Annotated in this window: 15 protein-coding genes; 6 read left to right on the top strand and 9 right to left on the bottom strand. The window is 74.4% G+C overall.

Annotated elements, in window-relative coordinates; genetic code table 11:
• Positions 1-5: 5 nt before the first annotated feature.
• Positions 6-569, bottom strand: a complete 564-nt coding sequence (locus tag IF01_RS0123660; RefSeq protein ID WP_030395528.1) for a GNAT family N-acetyltransferase — start codon at positions 567-569, stop codon at positions 6-8.
• Positions 570-637: 68 nt separating this feature from the next.
• On the opposite strand from IF01_RS0123660, the gene IF01_RS0123655 reads away from it, so the two are divergent.
• Positions 638-1,687 carry an LLM class flavin-dependent oxidoreductase gene (locus IF01_RS0123655; RefSeq protein WP_051756048.1) on the top strand — a complete coding sequence of 350 codons (1,050 nt, stop codon included), beginning with the start codon at positions 638-640 and terminating at the stop codon, positions 1,685-1,687.
• On the opposite strand, the gene IF01_RS0123650 is transcribed toward IF01_RS0123655, so the two are convergent.
• From IF01_RS0123650 to IF01_RS0123640, 3 genes are all read right to left on the bottom strand, one after another.
• Positions 1,639-2,595, bottom strand: coding sequence for an aldo/keto reductase (locus IF01_RS0123650; RefSeq protein ID WP_051756079.1), 957 nt, complete (start codon positions 2,593-2,595; stop codon positions 1,639-1,641). The two genes, IF01_RS0123655 and IF01_RS0123650, sit on opposite strands and share 49 nt — an antisense overlap.
• Positions 2,596-2,597: 2 nt before the next feature.
• On the bottom strand, positions 2,598-3,680 hold the full coding sequence (locus IF01_RS0123645) for an NAD-dependent epimerase/dehydratase family protein (protein WP_106981232.1): 1,083 nt from the start codon (positions 3,678-3,680) through the stop codon (positions 2,598-2,600).
• 104 nt (positions 3,681-3,784) lie between these two features.
• A complete protein-coding gene (locus IF01_RS0123640; protein WP_030395524.1) occupies positions 3,785-4,753 on the bottom strand; it encodes a helix-turn-helix transcriptional regulator in 969 nt (322 codons plus the stop codon).
• A 241-nt stretch (positions 4,754-4,994) separates the two neighbouring features.
• On the opposite strand from IF01_RS0123640, the gene IF01_RS0123635 reads away from it, so the two are divergent.
• Complete coding sequence (locus IF01_RS0123635) at positions 4,995-6,089, top strand: alpha/beta hydrolase (RefSeq protein ID WP_051756045.1); 1,095 nt, start codon at positions 4,995-4,997, stop codon at positions 6,087-6,089.
• A gap of 80 nt (positions 6,090-6,169) precedes the next feature.
• The gene (locus IF01_RS0123630; protein ID WP_030395522.1) at positions 6,170-7,291 is read left to right on the top strand and encodes an RICIN domain-containing protein; all 1,122 of its coding nucleotides are present in this window, start codon (positions 6,170-6,172) and stop codon (positions 7,289-7,291) included.
• Between the two features lie 121 nt (positions 7,292-7,412).
• On the opposite strand, the gene IF01_RS0123625 is transcribed toward IF01_RS0123630, so the two are convergent.
• The 4 genes from IF01_RS0123625 to IF01_RS49335 are packed head-to-tail and all read right to left on the bottom strand — an operon-like array spanning position 7,413 to position 11,056.
• A complete protein-coding gene (locus IF01_RS0123625) occupies positions 7,413-8,387 on the bottom strand; it encodes a hypothetical protein (protein WP_030395521.1) in 975 nt (324 codons plus the stop codon).
• The gene (locus tag IF01_RS46970) at positions 8,384-9,238 is read right to left on the bottom strand and encodes a hypothetical protein (RefSeq protein ID WP_030395520.1); all 855 of its coding nucleotides are present in this window, start codon (positions 9,236-9,238) and stop codon (positions 8,384-8,386) included. Before IF01_RS46970 ends, IF01_RS0123625 begins: the two co-directional genes overlap by 4 nt.
• A complete protein-coding gene (locus tag IF01_RS46965) occupies positions 9,235-10,068 on the bottom strand; it encodes a hypothetical protein (RefSeq protein ID WP_030395519.1) in 834 nt (277 codons plus the stop codon). Before IF01_RS46965 ends, IF01_RS46970 begins: the two co-directional genes overlap by 4 nt.
• A 40-nt stretch (positions 10,069-10,108) precedes the next feature.
• On the bottom strand, positions 10,109-11,056 hold the full coding sequence (locus IF01_RS49335) for a hypothetical protein (RefSeq protein WP_157855323.1): 948 nt from the start codon (positions 11,054-11,056) through the stop codon (positions 10,109-10,111).
• 274 nt (positions 11,057-11,330) lie between these two features.
• Between IF01_RS49335 and IF01_RS0123605 the strand changes: the two genes are divergently transcribed.
• The 3 genes from IF01_RS0123605 (at position 11,331) to IF01_RS48435 (ending at position 12,273) form a co-directional block, all read left to right on the top strand.
• Positions 11,331-11,729 (top strand): ASCH domain-containing protein, encoded by a 399-nt coding sequence (locus tag IF01_RS0123605; RefSeq protein ID WP_030395517.1) that lies wholly within the window; start codon positions 11,331-11,333, stop codon positions 11,727-11,729.
• Positions 11,730-11,817: 88 nt separating this feature from the next.
• A complete protein-coding gene (locus tag IF01_RS51115; RefSeq protein ID WP_030395516.1) occupies positions 11,818-11,997 on the top strand; it encodes a DUF8730 family Cys-rich protein in 180 nt (59 codons plus the stop codon).
• Between the two features lie 138 nt (positions 11,998-12,135).
• Positions 12,136-12,273, top strand: a complete 138-nt coding sequence (locus IF01_RS48435; RefSeq protein WP_157855322.1) for a hypothetical protein — start codon at positions 12,136-12,138, stop codon at positions 12,271-12,273.
• Between the two features lie 216 nt (positions 12,274-12,489).
• Here IF01_RS48435 and IF01_RS0123590 read toward each other — a convergent pair whose 3' ends face one another.
• Positions 12,490-14,673, bottom strand: coding sequence for an MMPL family transporter (locus IF01_RS0123590; protein WP_030395515.1), 2,184 nt, complete (start codon positions 14,671-14,673; stop codon positions 12,490-12,492).
• Between the last annotated feature and the right edge of the window lie 81 nt (positions 14,674-14,754).

The following is a 14,754-nucleotide window of genomic DNA, read 5'->3' as shown; positions in this document are numbered from 1 at the left end:
GGAGCTCAGGCCCGGACGGCCTGCGTTCCGGGCTTCGGCTCCTCGCTCCAGTCCTCGGCCAGCAGCCCGAGCAGGACCTCGTCCAGGAACTCCCCGGTCACCCAGGCCGACCGGCGCAGTGTGCCCTCGACCACGAAGCCCGCGCGGGTCGCGGCCGCGACCATCGGCAGGTTGTCGGCCAGCGTCTCGACCTGGAGCCGGTGCAGGCCGCGCACCGTGAAGCCGTAGTGGCAGAGCAACTGCACCGCATCGCCCGCCAGTCCGCGCCCGCGGAAGCCGGGCCGCAGCGCGAGGCCCAGGTGGGCGACCCGGTTGTGGGTGTCGATGCCCCACAGCAGGGCCTCGCCGGCCAGCTCGCCGGAGGACAGCTCCACCACGGAGAAGCAGGCCGCGTCGTCCCCGGCCGGTGCCACGGCGTACGGGGACTCCGCGGCGCCGGGGGAGATCGGCCGCCAGGGCCGGGAGTCGGCCCGGGAGCGGGTGGGCACGTCGTCGTAGAGCTCGCTCTGGAGTACCGCGACGTCGCTGTCGTGGCGGGCGCGGAGCCCGATGCGGGAGGTTTGTAGCATGTCACATTGCTATCGGTCCTGGCCGCGCGCGGCAAACGGTTTTCGCCCGGTGGCGGCCCGGCCGGGGAATGCCTCCGCCGCGGAGGGCTGTTGCCACGGATGTGACCGCCTCGCCCGCCCTGCGCCTCTCCGTACTGGACCGTTCCCGGACCCGCCGGGGGGAGGAGCCCGCGCAGGCGCTGCGGGACACCGTCGCCTTCGCGGTGGAGGCCGAGCGGCTCGGCTACCACCGGTTCTGGGTCTCCGAGCACCACGGTGTGCCGGGCGTGGCCGGTTCGGCGCCGACGGTGCTGGCGGCGGCGGTGGCCGCGGCGACCTCGCGGATCAGGGTCGGCACCGGCGGGGTGATGCTCCCCAACCACCAACCCCTGGTCGTGGCCGAGCAGTTCGGCGTGCTGGCGGCGCTCTTCCCAGGCCGGATCGACATGGGCCTCGGCCGGTCGGTGGGCTTCACCGACGGCGTCCGCCGCGCGCTGGGCCGGGAGAAGGACGCCGCCGACGGGTTCCCGGAGCAACTCGCCGAACTCCTCTCCTGGTTCGACCCCGACGCGCGCGGCCCCGGCGGAGTGCACGCCCGCCCCGCCGAGGGCCTGGACGTCCCCGCGTACGTGCTGGCCACCGGCGCGGGCGCGGAGGTCGCCGCCGACGCCGGGCTGCCGCTGGTGATCGCGGCCGTGCGGGGCGAGGAGGCGATGCGGGCCGCGATCGACCGCTACCGGCAGCGCTTCCGGCCCTCCGCCCGTGCGGAGCGGCCCTACGTCGTGGTGTCCGGGACGGTCGCGGTGGCCGCGACCGAGGACCGGGCCCGGGCGCTGCTCGTCCCGGAGGCCTGGGCGAGCGCCTACAGCCGGACCCACGGCGAGTTCCCGCCGCTCGAACCCGCCGAGGAGATCCTGGCCCGGTCGATGGGCGCGCGTGAGCGCACCGCCTTCGAACAGGCCCTCACCGGCCACATCGCCGGCACCCCCGACCAGGCCTTCGACGCACTGACGGGCTTGCTGGAGCGGACCGGTGCGGACGAGTTCCTGGTCACCACCAACACCTACGACCGGGCGGAGCTGCTCACCTCCTACCGCCTGCTGGCCGAGGCGGCCGGGCTGGCGGGGGCGGCCGGGTAGGCGGTGCCGGACGCGTCGGCGAGATCGGCGAACTGGCCGTTCAGGGCCGCGAGTTCGTTCGCGTCGAAGACGAGCCCGGCCGCCCCCGCGCTGTCGCGGATGCTGGCGGGGCGGCGGGCGCCGGGGATCGGGACGACGGTGGGGGAGAGGGCGAGCAGCCACGCCAGGCCGACCTGTTGCGGCGAGACCCCGCGTGCCTCGGCGACGCGGTGGAAGGCGGTGCGCGCCGGGACGCCGTCCGCCGGACCGTCCAGCACGCTCCGGGCGAGGCCGCCCAGCGGGCTCCACGGCAGGAACGCCAGGCCCAGCCGTTCGGCGAGCCGCAGCTGCGGCAGGGAGCCGCGGTCGGCCGGGGAGAACCGGTTCTGCACCGAGACCAGCCCCGGGCCGAGGATCTCCCGTGCCGTCAGGATCTGCTGTTCGTCGACGTTGGAGATGCCCGCCGCGCGGATCTTCCCCGCGTCCAGCAGTTCGCGCAGGGCTCCCACCGACTCCGCCCAGGGCACCAGGGGGTCGGGCTTGTGCAGCTGGTAGAGGTCGATCGCGGTCACGCCGAGGCGGCGCAGCGACTCCTCGGCGGCCCGCCGGAGGTGCTCGGGCCGACCGTCGACCGTCCACGAGCCGTCCCCCGGGCGGCCGCGCCCGCCCTTGGTGGCGACCAGGACGTTCGCCCGGTCGGCGGGGGAGCGGGCGGCCAGCGCGCGGGCGATCAGCCGCTCGTTGTGGCCGGCCTCACCGGCGTGCCAGTGGTAGGAGTCCGCGGTGTCGAGCAGGGTGACGCCCGCGTCGATCGCGGCGTGCAGGGTGGTGAGGGCGGCGTCGGGGTCGGGGCGCCCCTCCACCGAGAGCGGCATCGCGCCGAGCCCGATCGCGCCGATGCTCCGCCCGCCGAGGGTGCGCTGTCGCACGGTCACACGTCCTTTCCGGTGGTGGTTTCGAGGGCTCGGGCGGCTTCGGTTCCGGTGGCAGCGATGGCTTCGGCCACGGCGGCCGGCAGCCAGGAGCCGAGCGGCGAGAAGGCGAGACCGAGCGTTCCGGCCCGCCGGGTGTCCATCGGGTACCAGCGGTCGAAGGAGAACGGCGCGTGGTCCGCGCCCTCGGCCGGCCGGAAGCGGGCGGTCGTCCCCAGCTGCTCGGCGATCAGCTCGGACAGCCCGACCGCGTCGAGCGTTTCCGCCGAGGCGGCGTTGACCGCGCCGACCGAGGACGAGGCGGCGACCGCGACCAGGGCGGCGGCGATCTCCTCGTGCCGGACGAACGAGGACGGCTGCGGGTGCTCGTGCACCGCGACCGGCCGCCCCGCCGCGACCGCGCCGGTGAAGTGCGCGAGCCGGCCGGTGAAGTCCAGCGCCCCGCCGCCCAGGACGTGGGCGCTGCGCACGCTCGCCCAGCCGAACGGCGGCCGCCCGGCGGCGAGCACGGCCTCGGCCTGGCGCTTGCCCTCGGCGTAGGCGGTGGCCTCGCCGAAGTGCCGGAGCAGCGCCGCCTGGTCGTGCCACGGCAGGTCGAGGTCCACCGGCCACAGCACCGGGTCGACGGCCTCCTCGGGGACCGGCACCCCGGGCGCGGTGCGGACCAGCGGCGAGGTCGCGGGGTTGTAGACCTCGATGGTCGAGGTCATCACGTACCGCGGGGTCCGGTCGGCGAAGACCCGGCGGGCCACCACCGCCTGGGCGGGCGTGTACAGCACCTGGTCGATCACGGCGTCGAAGGTGCGGTCGCCGAGGGCGGCGGTCAGCGCGTCCTCGTCGTCGCGGTCGGCCAGGACGTGGTCGACGCCGGGCGGCGGCGGGGCGGAGCCCCGGTTGATCAGGGTGACCTCGGTACCGGCGTCGCGCAGCAGGGCGACCAGGTGGCGGCCGAAGTACCTGGTCCCGCCGATCACGGCGACCCGGCGGGGAACGCGGTCCCCGGCGGTGACGGCGACAGTGGCGGGGGCGGTGCTCCCGGAGGCTTCTCGTGCTGCGGGGTGGCTCGTGGCGGAGTGGCTCATGGCCATTACTCTGCCGCCGTACGGTCACCAGCAGAACTGCCGATCTGCTGAACGCGTCATCAGCTGAACTGGTGACTGGTCCGAGTCGGCCCGCCCCACGGCGGTCAGAGCCAGCCGCGCCGCGCCGCCTGCACCCCGGCCTGGAAACGGGTGGTGGCGCCGAGTCTGGCCAGCAGGGTGGAGACGCGCCGCACGACGGTGCGCCGCCCCAGGCCCAGCCGCCGCGCGATCGCGTCGTCCGTGGCCCCGCTGGCCATCAGGACCAGGATGCGGCGGTCCCGGTCGTCGATCTGGAGCCCGGGGCCGGAGGTCGAGGCGGGGACGGCGAGCCGCCAGAGCGTCTCGAAGACCGCGGCCAGGGCGCCGAGCAGGCTGGACGGGCGGACGAGCAGCGAGACGACCCCGGGGCGGTCGTCGGCGGGCAGGGTGATGATGGCGAGGTCGTCGTCGCCGAGGGCGAGCTTGAGCGGCGGCTCGTCGAGCGTCCGGGCCTGTTCCCCGGCCTCGATCATCCGCGCCATGTTGGGGCCGGCCACCGGATCGTCGAAGGCGCACCCGCCGTAGATCGAGCGGTAGACCACGCCGGCGGCCATCCGCCGACGTTGCAGCACCTCCTGGTCGAGGTAGTGCGCGGAGTCCCCGGAGTACGGCGGGACGTCGATGACCCGCACCTCGCGGCGGGCGGCGAGCTGCAGCCGCCGTCCGGCCGCGAGGACCTCGGCGTGGTCCTCGACCAACTCCAGTGCGGCGTAGCCGCCGCCACCGCGGCGGGCGAGCCGGTAGAGCCGGTCGAGTTCGGCCCCGGCCCGGCGCGCGTCGGCCCGCCGGGCCGCGTCGCGCTGGAGCGCGGCCTCGACCACCTGGCCCGGGGGCAGCGCCTCCCAGGTGAGCTGCCGGTGGTCGCAGGCCACCACGATGCCCTCGTCGGCGAGTTCGCGCAGCAGGGCGAGCAGGACCTCCTCGCCGATCCCGGCCTCCGCCGCGAGGTCGGGGAGGCGCGCCTGCGGCCGGCCGATCAGCCGGTGGTAGATCCGGCCGCGCTCGGAGTCGGGATCGAGTACGTCGTGGAGCACGTGACCTCCAATTTCGCCATGTCCATGGCGATATGACAAGTCGTCGAAGCCTACCCGTGCCGGTGGCGCACATGCGCCGGTGGCCCAAGCGGGCCGCCGGGCGCTCTGGCGCGCGGCCGGGTCGGATCGCGAGAGTTGCTCGGTGTCCGCACAGTTCGCCGGGCGTCCCCTCCGGACGGCCGGCGCACGGCCGCGCCCTCGCGCACTCGTCCCCTCACGCCCTCACGCCCAAGGACGACCCATGACAGCTGCTCCGCCCGCCGCCCGGTCCGCACCCGTGAGGACGGCGGTCGCCGCCCTGGTCGGCGCCCTCCTCCTGCTCCTCGTGCCCGGCGTGTCGTCCGCACGGGCCGCGGCGCCCGCCCCGCCGCCGATGAAGGACGGCTTCGGACTGACCCGGGTCGGCGCCGTGACCGGCAGCGCCACGAACTTCGTCCTCACCGTGACCACCCCGCAGGTCGCCGGCGAGCACACGATCCGGATCCTGCTGCCGGACGACTACGCGGACCGCCCCGACAAGCGGTACCCCGTCCTGTACTTCCTGCACGGCGCCTCGGACAACCCCGCCAACCCGGGCCTCGCCTACCCCGCCCTGACCGCGGCCACCTCGATGATCACCGTCATCCCCGACGGCGGCCTGCGCGGCTGGTACACCGACTGGCTCGACAGCGGCACGGCGGCCGGCGCGCAGAACTGGCAGACCTTCCACCTCACCCATGTGGTGCCCTTCGTCGACGCGAACCTCCGCACCCTCACCGACCGGAAGCACCGCGCGGTCGGCGGCCTGTCGATGGGCGGCTTCGGCGCGCTGCACTACGCCCAGGCCCGCCCGGACCTCTTCGGCCAGGTCCTCACCATGTCCGGCGCCAACGACCTCTCGGCCGACGAGATGGTCATCCGCGGCGCCGTCGTCGGGACCCTGACCAACGCCGGAACCGTGCTGTGCGCCCCGAGCGGCGGCCAGCCCTGCGGCTTCGACTTCGGACCCACGGTGTCCAGCGACGCGGTCTTCGGCACGCCGTACCCGGTCTTCGGCGCCGACTGGCGCTGGAACGCCGCCGACCCGACCGGCCACGCCGGACTGCTGGCCGACACCGGCATCGCCGTCTACACCGGCAACGGCAACGGCAACCCCGCCGGCATGGAGTTCTGGGCCGAGGGCACCGCGACGCGCTTCACCGACCGCCTGACCGCCCTCGGCATCCCGCACCGCTACGTGAACTACGGCAACGGCTCGGGCTGGGGCACCGCCTGCGACGGCGGCCACAGCTACGGCTGCTGGGCCCAGGACCTCGTGGACTACGTGCCGCGCCTCGAAGCCGCCTTCGCCGCCTGACCTCCGTAGGAACGAGCGCTCCGGGCGCCTCGCCCGTCCGCACCGCACCAGCCTTCCCCTCCCGACGAAAGGACCGACCCGTGCTGTCGACCTCCGCCCCGCCCGCGGCCCCGAGCCGCCGAACCGCCCCCTGGCTGCGCCTGCTCGCGGCCGTCCTGGTGACCTGCTGCGCCGCGCTCGGCCTCACCACCGCGCCGTTCACGGCGACGCGGGCCGACGCGGCCGTCACCGGAGCAGCGGCGGCCTGTGCCACCCCGCAGCAGTGCCTGACCATCACCTCGCTGAGCAACGGCCGCCGGCTCGACGTCCAGAACGGCTCGACCGGCGACGGCGCGTACATCGTCACCAACTCGGCGCCCGGCTACCACCAGTCCTGGCGGCTGAACGTCGACGCCTCGGACTCCTCGTTCACGATCGTCAACAACACCACCGGCAAGTGCATCGACCTCGCCTGGCTCACCCCCGCCCTGCGCCAGCAGACCTGTGCCGGCCAGGCCAGCCAGAAGTGGTTCTTCCAGCCGGTCCCGGGTGCCGAGGACTCGTTCATGATCCGGCACCAGGGCGACAACACCTGTCTGGACCTGCTGCTCGGCGGCAACTACGACGACGCCTGGACCGACCAGTACGCCTGCAACGGGACGGTGAACCAGCGCTGGTCCACCGGCTTCCCCGCGGCGGCCCGCAACCTCGCCGTCGACCACGCCGCCAAGCAGTGCCAGAAGGACATCTCCACCTGCTCCTGGGCGCTGAAGAGCGAGGCCCCGGCGGCCCCGCTGCCGAAGGTCTGCGTCTCCTCGGTCTGGTTCAACAACACCTCCGGCACCGTCCAGCAGGCCTTCTCGGTCACCAATATGAGCGGATGGTCCAACAGCATCGGCGCCGACATGGGGACGCAGATCTCCGGCGGCGTGCCCGGCGGGGCGCTCACCACCGTGGTCAGCACCGCACTGCACTACAACAACGTCTGGCAGGGGTCGACCACCGTCAACAACAGCGTCGCGGTGTCCGTCCCGCCGCAGCAGTACGGCTGGGTGACGCTCGCCGAGCTGGCCCGCAAGGTGACCGGCACCTGGACCTTCGACGCCCGCGGCCTGCCCTGGACGGCCGAGGACACCCTCACCGTGCCGCTCACCTACGACCCGCAGGCCGGCGCGACGCTGTACATCGCCAACACCAGCCCGACCTTCACCAACTGCTCCTGACCTCCCGGTAACGGGGGAACGGGGGGACGGGGGAGCGGGGGAACGGGGGAGTGGACGGACCGGGCGGTGACTCCGCCCGGTCCGTTCGTCGTTCGTCGCCGTTCGCTGTCCGCCGTCCGGCTCAGGCCAGCAGGTCGGACTGGAGCGTCACCACCTGCCGGAAGGCCGCGGTGGGCACGCCCTTGGGGTTGGTCATCGTGATCACGCCCGTGACGTTCCCCGCCGAGAGGAAGGCGATCCGGGTGGCGGGCGGGGCGCCGGGCACCTCGCGGGTGGCGAGGTCGACGCCGAACACCGTGTCCCAGCCCTGGGTGTCACCGGTCCGCACGCCGCCCGAGGAGTCCTTGGGCTCGCCCGTCCTCCGCAGCTTGTCGAACATCGGCCATGCCTCGGCCTGGGAGCCGAAGGACAGCAGCCGGATCTGCGTCCGGGTGCCGTCGGCGGCCGTCCACTCGCGGACGGCGGCATCGCGGCAGGCGTTCTGCAGCAGCAGCGCCCGCAGCGAGCCGGGGTCCTTCCAGTCGGCGGTGATCGCCTCGCAGGAGACCCGTCCCGCCGGGGTCGGGCCGACCGGGGCAGCGGGGGACGCCGAGGAGGTGCCGGCCGGCGAGGCCGACGTGGAGCCCGGAGCGGACGGGGACGCCGAGCCGCTGGCGCCCGGAGCCGGGGCCGACGGGGCGGCAGCAGGTACGAGTGAGCCGCCCGCCTCGACGGGAACCGGAAGCAGCAGGGTACGGAGGTCGGCCGCGTGCCGGCCCTTGCTCTCCCTCGGTACCGACTGACCGGAGGGCAGCTGCGGGAGCACCAGGGCCGGGAAGGTGTACCGGCCGTCCTTCGGGGTCGCCAGGCCGGGCAGGTCGGTGCGCTCCGGTGCCGTCACGGCCAGCGCGGTACCCGTGCCGGCCAGCGCGCAGACCACGACGGCCGCACCCCACCGCACGGCGGCACGGCGACGCCGGGCGCGGCGGGCCGTCCGCTCGCCGTCCGCCGGCGTGCCGGTGGAGGGCACCCCGACCGCAGGGCCGTCGATCTCCTCGGGCAGGACGGGACCTTCCGCCGGGGCGGCGGTTTCCTGCGGCGTGGTGCTGTCGGTCATACGGACGCTCCCGGGATGGCGAGACGGTCGAGCTGCTGGGCCAGGAGGGCGACGATCCGGTCCTTGGGCAGCGGGGCCACGCCCTCGACCGCCATGACGACCAGGAGGTCGCCCTCGGCGGCCGAGCACTCCAGGCGGTCGATCGGCGCGGACGGCGGGGCCGGCAGCAGGTAGCAGTGCGCCTCGGCGTGGCCGGGCACGGTGGGGCCGGTGCGGAAGATGCCGGTCTCACCGGTGAAGATCGCCGTGTACTCGTTCAGCTTCTGCACCTCCTGCTGGTTGAACTGGTGCAGCTTCATGCTGATCGCCAGCTCGCCCGACTGGGTCGTGTAGGTACGCACTCCGGCGGCCTTCACGTGCAGGTCGTTCCAGTACTTGCGGAGCCTGTCCTGCTGCTCCTTGGGCATCGGCAGGACCGCGTCGTCCAGCTCGGCGGCGAGCAGCTGCTCCCCCGTCAGCTCGACGTCGTTGCCGAAGCCGCCGTCGTCCGCGCCGAGCGTGTAGCCCGCCGGGACGGGCAGCAGCAGGTCGCGCAGCGAGCCGAAGTGGTTGCCGTTGGACTTCGCGCCGAACGGGGTGGCCGTGGCACTGGGCGCGGGCGCGGAGACCGGTGTCGCGGCGGCGGTCGCGGGCGTGGGGTCGTCGTAGCGGACCTCGATGATGCCGATCCCGATCACCACGCCGACCAGGGCCGCGGCCACGGTCGCTCCACCCGCGCGGAGCAGCCGGCGCGGGGGCCGGGGCGGGGGCGGTACGTCGGACGCAGGGGCGGTCCGGACGTCCGGGACTGCCGGGACCTCGGGCGTCGTCACGGCGGGGGCGCCGGGGACGATGACGTCGCTGTCGCTCATACCAGCCGCTCCCACTGCCGCTTGGCGAGGTCCTTGAGGACCTCGGGGGACACCGGTCGGGTGCCGAACACCTTGACCTCCATCACGACGGTGCCGCGCTGTGCGACGGCGTCGGCTCCGTAGAAGGGCTCGGTGGTCTCGGCCCAGTACGACGCCTTGGAGTCCACCTCGTAGCCGCCGTTGGCCTCGGGCGCGAACGGTTCGAGGGGCCGGCCGAGCGTACGGGCGGCGGCCTCGGCGGCCCGGTCGGCCGTGTACTGGATCAGGGAGACCCGGACCTTGAGGTCGCCCTGCTTCCAGTCGATCTCCACGGCGCGCCGGAAGCCGCGGGTGTTCAGCTGCTTGAACACGGCGGCGGTCCTGCCCTCGTGCTCGGCCAGCTCGCCGGCTGTGACCCAGCTCGGGGTGTCCGGGTAGTCGTCCCAGGCACTGCTGCCGCTCGGCGCGGTCAGCAGCAGCTTGCGCAGGTCGCCGTCGATGGCGAGCGGCGAGGGCGCGGCGGCGGCCGCCACGGCCGGGTCCAGCGCCCCGGCGGGGTAGGACGGCAGCGCGACCTGGACCGGCGGCAGCGGCGTGGGCGGCCGGTTCGCCTGGATCGCGTAGCCGACGCCGCCACCGGCCACGGTGCCGAGCACCAGCCCGGAGACCAGCAGCAGGACCGGGCGGGGGCGGCGCGGGCCGCGCGCGGGCGGCTCGGCGGGGCTGTCCTCGGACGGCATCGCCGCGAGCGGCGCGGCCTCCGGCGGGGCGGACGGCAGGGCCGGCGCCCCGGCGGGCGGAGTGGGCGGTGGCGCGTCGACGGGCGACGGCGCCACGGGATCGGTGGTCATGCGAGTGCTCCAGGAAGGGGGAAGGGGAGGGCCGGGGGGCTCAGCGACCGGAGGTCAGCCAGTCGCGCTGGCGCTTCATCAGCTCGCTGAGCAGCGCCTTGTCCGGGGTGCCCTTCACTTCGACGTCGATGATGTACTGCACGTCGCCCTGGCTGGAGATGCCGCTCATCGAGCCGGTGTAGGCCTGCTGCTTGGGCTTGTCGACGTATCCGTGGGCGGCCGGGTCGCCGGTGATCTCGATCGGGTCGAGACCGTCCAGGGTGTAGTTGCGGGCGACCTCGGCGGCCCGGGCGGGGGTCGAGAAGCGCAGCAGGGTCACGGTGACCTCGGCCTTGCCGTCCGCCGTGCGGTAGGTGCGGGTGGCGGAGTCCTTGTAGCCGAAGGACTTGAGCGCCTTGATGGCCTCGGCGCCGCCCATCTGGTCGCCCATGTCCTTGTCCGTCAGCAGCATGCCGTCGGCCGGGCCGTACGACTCGCCGCCCTCGGGGATCGGGAGCAGGAAGTACTGGAGGTCGCCGTCGTGCCGCCCGTTGCTGACCGTGCCCTTGAGGGTGCTCGTCGGCGTGGGCACGGGCGCGGGTGCCGGCGCGGCCGGGGGAGCGGTGGTCGGCGTGGCGGCGGCGGTGGGCGCGGTGCTCGCGGTCCCGGCGGCCGAGGTGGTGGCCGTCGCGGGGGCGGTCGCGGCGGCGACGGCCGGCCGGTGGTCCGGCTTGCCGACGGCCACCGTCACGGTCGCGCTGACCGTCGTCACGGCGAGCAGGCCGACGGTCGCCAGCGCGACGCCGACGGCCCGCGGCAGCTTCCGGCCCGGGGCGTCAGGGGTGCCGGGTGCGTCCGGGGTTCCGGCGGGCGGCGCCGCCGGAACGGGTGCGCCAGGTGCGTGGGCCGGCCCTTCGGGCGGCGTGCCGGGGACGGGGACGGCGGATCGGTCCGGTGCGGACGCCTGCGCCGGATCGGCGGCAGGCGGCACGTGATCGTGCGCGGACAAGGGGTTCCCCCAGGAAAGGAGCAGAAGGTTTCGCGCGCGGCCGCTCACGGGCACCTCGGCGGCCGTCATTGGCCGCGCAACACGCGTCTGGCTGGAATTATGAGAGCGGCTCCGCCCCGGTGCCAACAAGATCAATCACCACACTCCCGCCCAATCGGTCAGCAAAGCGACACACCGTAATCGAACCGAAATCGACCGTTACCGCCACTGCGCGGCTTCGGTCCGCGGGCCGGAGTCCGGGTGCCGGGAGTGCTCGACGGAAGGGACGGCCAGGATGTGGCCCCGCGTCAACGGCATGCGCTCGATGGAGCTCGGCACCCCGGGCGGCATCCGCGCCGAGCTGAACTCCCTTGTCCTGGCGGGCCGGAAGACCGCCACCACCGGCCTGCTCGCGCTGTACGTCGAGGAGTCGGAGGAACTGGAGCTGCCCGGTGAACGGCTGGCACTGGTGGACGACGACGGGGGCTTCGTCGCCGAGATCGAGATCACCGGCGTGGAGGTGACCACCTTCGGCGCGGTGACCTGGGAGCACGCCCGGGCCGAGGGGGAGGGCGACGCCTCGCTCGCGGAGTGGCGCGAAGGGCATCGCGGCTACTGGCGCCGCCTGGGCACCCCGGTCGAGGACGGCACGGCCGTGGTCTGCCTGGCCTTCCGCCTCGTCGGTACCGCCTGACCCGGGGGGCGACGACGGAAAAATACCCCCACCCGTATCCTGGAGGCGGAGGGAGAACCTTCCCCCACCCGATCCGAGGAGTCCCGAGATGTGTCGTCGAACTACGTGCCGCACCTGCGGCAAGGCCGGTTACGCGGGGTGCGGCATGCACGTCGACCAGGTCCTGGCCGGAGTCCCCAAGGCAGACCGCTGCGCCTGCGCCCCGGGCACGGGCGGCGGTGGTGGCGGCGTCGGCGGCCTGCTGGCGAGGATCCTGGGCCGCCGCTGAGCGCGGCACGGCCGGGCGGCCGGGCGATCGGGGTCGCCCGGCCGCCCGGCGCGGGAGAAGCGGCTCGGCGACGGTGGAACCGGCCGGGGGCGGGAGGCGTCACTGTGGCCGATGCGGAACGGATGGTGGGGGCGGCGTGTGAAGCGGTTCGCGAAGACTGTGGTCGGGCAGTTCACCATCTCGGCGATCGCCTGTGCGGTGGTCTTCGGCCTGATTTTCGCGCTCGAATGCTGGTTCGTGTCCGAGGCGCTGGACGGATCGCCTCTGCAGAAGTAGGCGGCTCGCGGGGCACCGATCGGGCCGTTGGTGGCCGCACTCCCGAACGGGGGACCTGCCGCCAACGAGGTCCCGAGGTGCGCGGAGACCTTCGCCGTGGTGACCTGCCGCTCGCCGTGATGACCTGCCGGCGAGGATCCGCCGCCGCTTGGTGTTCGTTACCCGCCGCCCTTCGGTGGCGGCCCGGCCGTCCGGGCCGCCGCCGAAGGGCACCGCTCAGTCGTGCGAGAAGGAGATCCGCGGCAGGACGCGGTCGAGCCAGGCCGGGGTGTGCCAGGCTGCGGTGCCGGCGAGCCGCAGCAGGACCGGCAGCAGCACCAGCCGGACCAGGGCGGCGTCCAGCAGTACGGCGACCCCGAGGACGATGCCCATCTCCTTCGGCGGCAGCGGACCGGAGAGCGCGAAGGTGAAGAACACCGCGACCATGACGCCCGCCGCCGCGAAGATCACCCGGCCGGAGTGCGCGAGGGCGCCGACCATCGCCTCGCGCGGGTCGCCGGTGCGTTCGTAGTGCTCCTTGGCGGAGGCGAGCAGGAAGACGGTGTAGTCCATCGCGATGGCGAAGATCATCGCGAAGAAGAACACCGGCGCCCACCCGTCGAGGAACCCCTGCGGGGCGAAGCCGAGCAGGCCCGCGCCGTGGCCGTCCTGGAAGACCAGCCGGGCCACGCCGAAGGCCGCACCGGTGGACAGCAGGCCGGCGGCCGTGCCGAGGGCCGAGATCAGCGGGGCCCGCAGGGCGACCAGCAGGAGCAGGAAGCCCAGGGCCATCACCACGCCGATCACCAGCGGGGTCTTCGCGGTGAGCAGGTGCTGGAGGTCCAGGTTCTCCACCGCGGCGCCCCCGACCAGGGCGTCCGAGGGGAGCTCGGCCCGCAGGGTGTCGACGGTGCGCGCGAGGTCGGGGCTCGACGGGTCCACGGTCGGGACGGCCTGGAGCATCGACCAGCCGGAGCCGTCGGCGGCGGGCTGCGCCGGCAGCACCCCGGCGATCCCGGGCATGGCCGCGACCCGGGCGGCGGCCCGCGCGAGGTCCGGTGCACCCGTGTCCGTGTCCGCCTCGGCCGGGAGGAGGATCTGCAGGGTGCCGGGCGCACCCGGGCCGAAGGCCTGCTGGACCGCCGCGTACCCGGCGCGGGCGCTGCTGTCCTCCGGGACGACGGTGATCGAGGGCATCGCGGTGCGCAGTCCGAGCACGGGCGCGGCGAGGGCGACCAGGACGACGAGTGCCCCGGCGCCGTAGCGCAGCGGGTGCCGCCACAGCCGCTCGCCCCAGGCGGCGAAGCGCGCCGACCGGTGCGGGCCCGCGTTCAGCCGCGGCAGCGCGAGGGCGTCGACACGGTGGCCGAGCCGGCCGAGGACGGCGGGCAGCAGGGTGAGGGTGGCGGCGAGCACGAACAGGACGGCGAGCATGATGCCGCCGGCCATCGACCTGAACGCCGGCGACGGCACCAGCATCACGGCCGACAGGCTGACCAGCACCGTCGCGCCGGACAGCAGGACGGCCTTGCCCGCGGTGTCCATGGTCTCGGCGACCGCGTCGGCCCGTCCGCGCGCACGGGCGGCGCGGAAGCGGACCACCAGGAACAGGGCGTAGTCGATGCCCAGGGCCAGGGCGAACATCATCGCGAAGTTCATCGCCCAGACCGAGACCGGGAACAGGTGGCCGATCAGTACCAGCGACCCGGCGGAGGCGGCCAGCCCGGCGAGGGTGAGCAGCAGCGGCAGTCCGGCGGCGACCAGTGATCCGAAGGCCAGTACCAGGATGGCCAGGGTGACGGGCCAGGACATGATCTCGGACTTCATCATGGCGTCGTGGTTGGCCTTGTTGAAGTCGCTCCAGAGCACCGAGGCTCCGGTGGCGTGGACGTCGATGCCGTCCCCGGACAGTGCGTTCAGCGGGCCCTTGAGGTCGTCGGCGGCGCGGACCATGTCGTCGGGGGAGGCCTTCGCCCCGGCGAGCAGTACGGCGGTCCGGCCGTCCGGGCCGATGGTGGCGCCCGGCTGGGGCGGGAGCACGGTGGACACCCGGGGGTCGGCGGAGGCGAGCGCGGACGCCCGCGCGAGGACCTGCTGGACGGCCGGATCGTCGATCGGCCGGTCGGCGGTGACGACGATCTGCAGCGCGGTGGAGGCGTTGCCGCCGAAGTGCTGTTCGGCGACCTGCCGGGCCTTCACCGATTCGGAGCCGTCTGCCTGCCAGCCGGCGCCGGAGAGCGCGGTGGTGACCTGCGGGGCGAAGGCACCGAGGGCGAGGACGGCCAGCAGCCAGCCGGCCAGGACCGTCCTGGCGTGCCGGGCCGACCAGAGGCCGAGCCGGCCGAGCGGTCCCGGGGAGGCGGGCGGTCCGGCGGGTGCTGCGGCGGGCGGCCGGTCGAGGGTGGTGTCCGGGTGGTTCACGTGTTGCTCCGAATTCTTGGGCGGCCGGTCCTCGGCGGCCGAGGGGCGAAAAATACGGGTGGGGGTATCCGGAAGGGCGAA

Origin of the sequence: Kitasatospora purpeofusca (genome assembly GCF_000718025.1) — a bacterium.
Taxonomy (GTDB): Bacteria; Actinomycetota; Actinomycetes; order Streptomycetales; family Streptomycetaceae; genus Kitasatospora; species Kitasatospora purpeofusca.
Note: the sequence above shows the minus strand (reverse complement) of the source record. Positions and strands in the feature narration are given on the sequence as shown.

Excerpts from the sequence above, each read along its gene's own strand:
- IF01_RS0123645 (WP_106981232.1), bottom strand. The coding sequence starts at position 3,680 with ATGAGCCACTCCGCCACGAGCCACCCCGCAGCACGAGAAGCCTCCGGG.
- IF01_RS0123625 (WP_030395521.1), bottom strand. The coding sequence starts at position 8,387 with ATGACCGACAGCACCACGCCGCAGGAAACCGCCGCCCCGGCGGAAGGT.
- IF01_RS0123605 (WP_030395517.1), top strand. The coding sequence starts at position 11,331 with ATGTGGCCCCGCGTCAACGGCATGCGCTCGATGGAGCTCGGCACCCCG.
- IF01_RS0123655 (WP_051756048.1), top strand. The coding sequence starts at position 638 with ATGCCTCCGCCGCGGAGGGCTGTTGCCACGGATGTGACCGCCTCGCCC.
- IF01_RS46970 (WP_030395520.1), bottom strand. The coding sequence starts at position 9,238 with ATGAGCGACAGCGACGTCATCGTCCCCGGCGCCCCCGCCGTGACGACG.
- IF01_RS46965 (WP_030395519.1), bottom strand. The coding sequence starts at position 10,068 with ATGACCACCGATCCCGTGGCGCCGTCGCCCGTCGACGCGCCACCGCCC.
- IF01_RS51115 (WP_030395516.1), top strand. The coding sequence starts at position 11,818 with ATGTGTCGTCGAACTACGTGCCGCACCTGCGGCAAGGCCGGTTACGCG.
- IF01_RS0123635 (WP_051756045.1), top strand. The coding sequence starts at position 4,995 with ATGACAGCTGCTCCGCCCGCCGCCCGGTCCGCACCCGTGAGGACGGCG.
- IF01_RS0123660 (WP_030395528.1), bottom strand. The coding sequence starts at position 569 with ATGCTACAAACCTCCCGCATCGGGCTCCGCGCCCGCCACGACAGCGAC.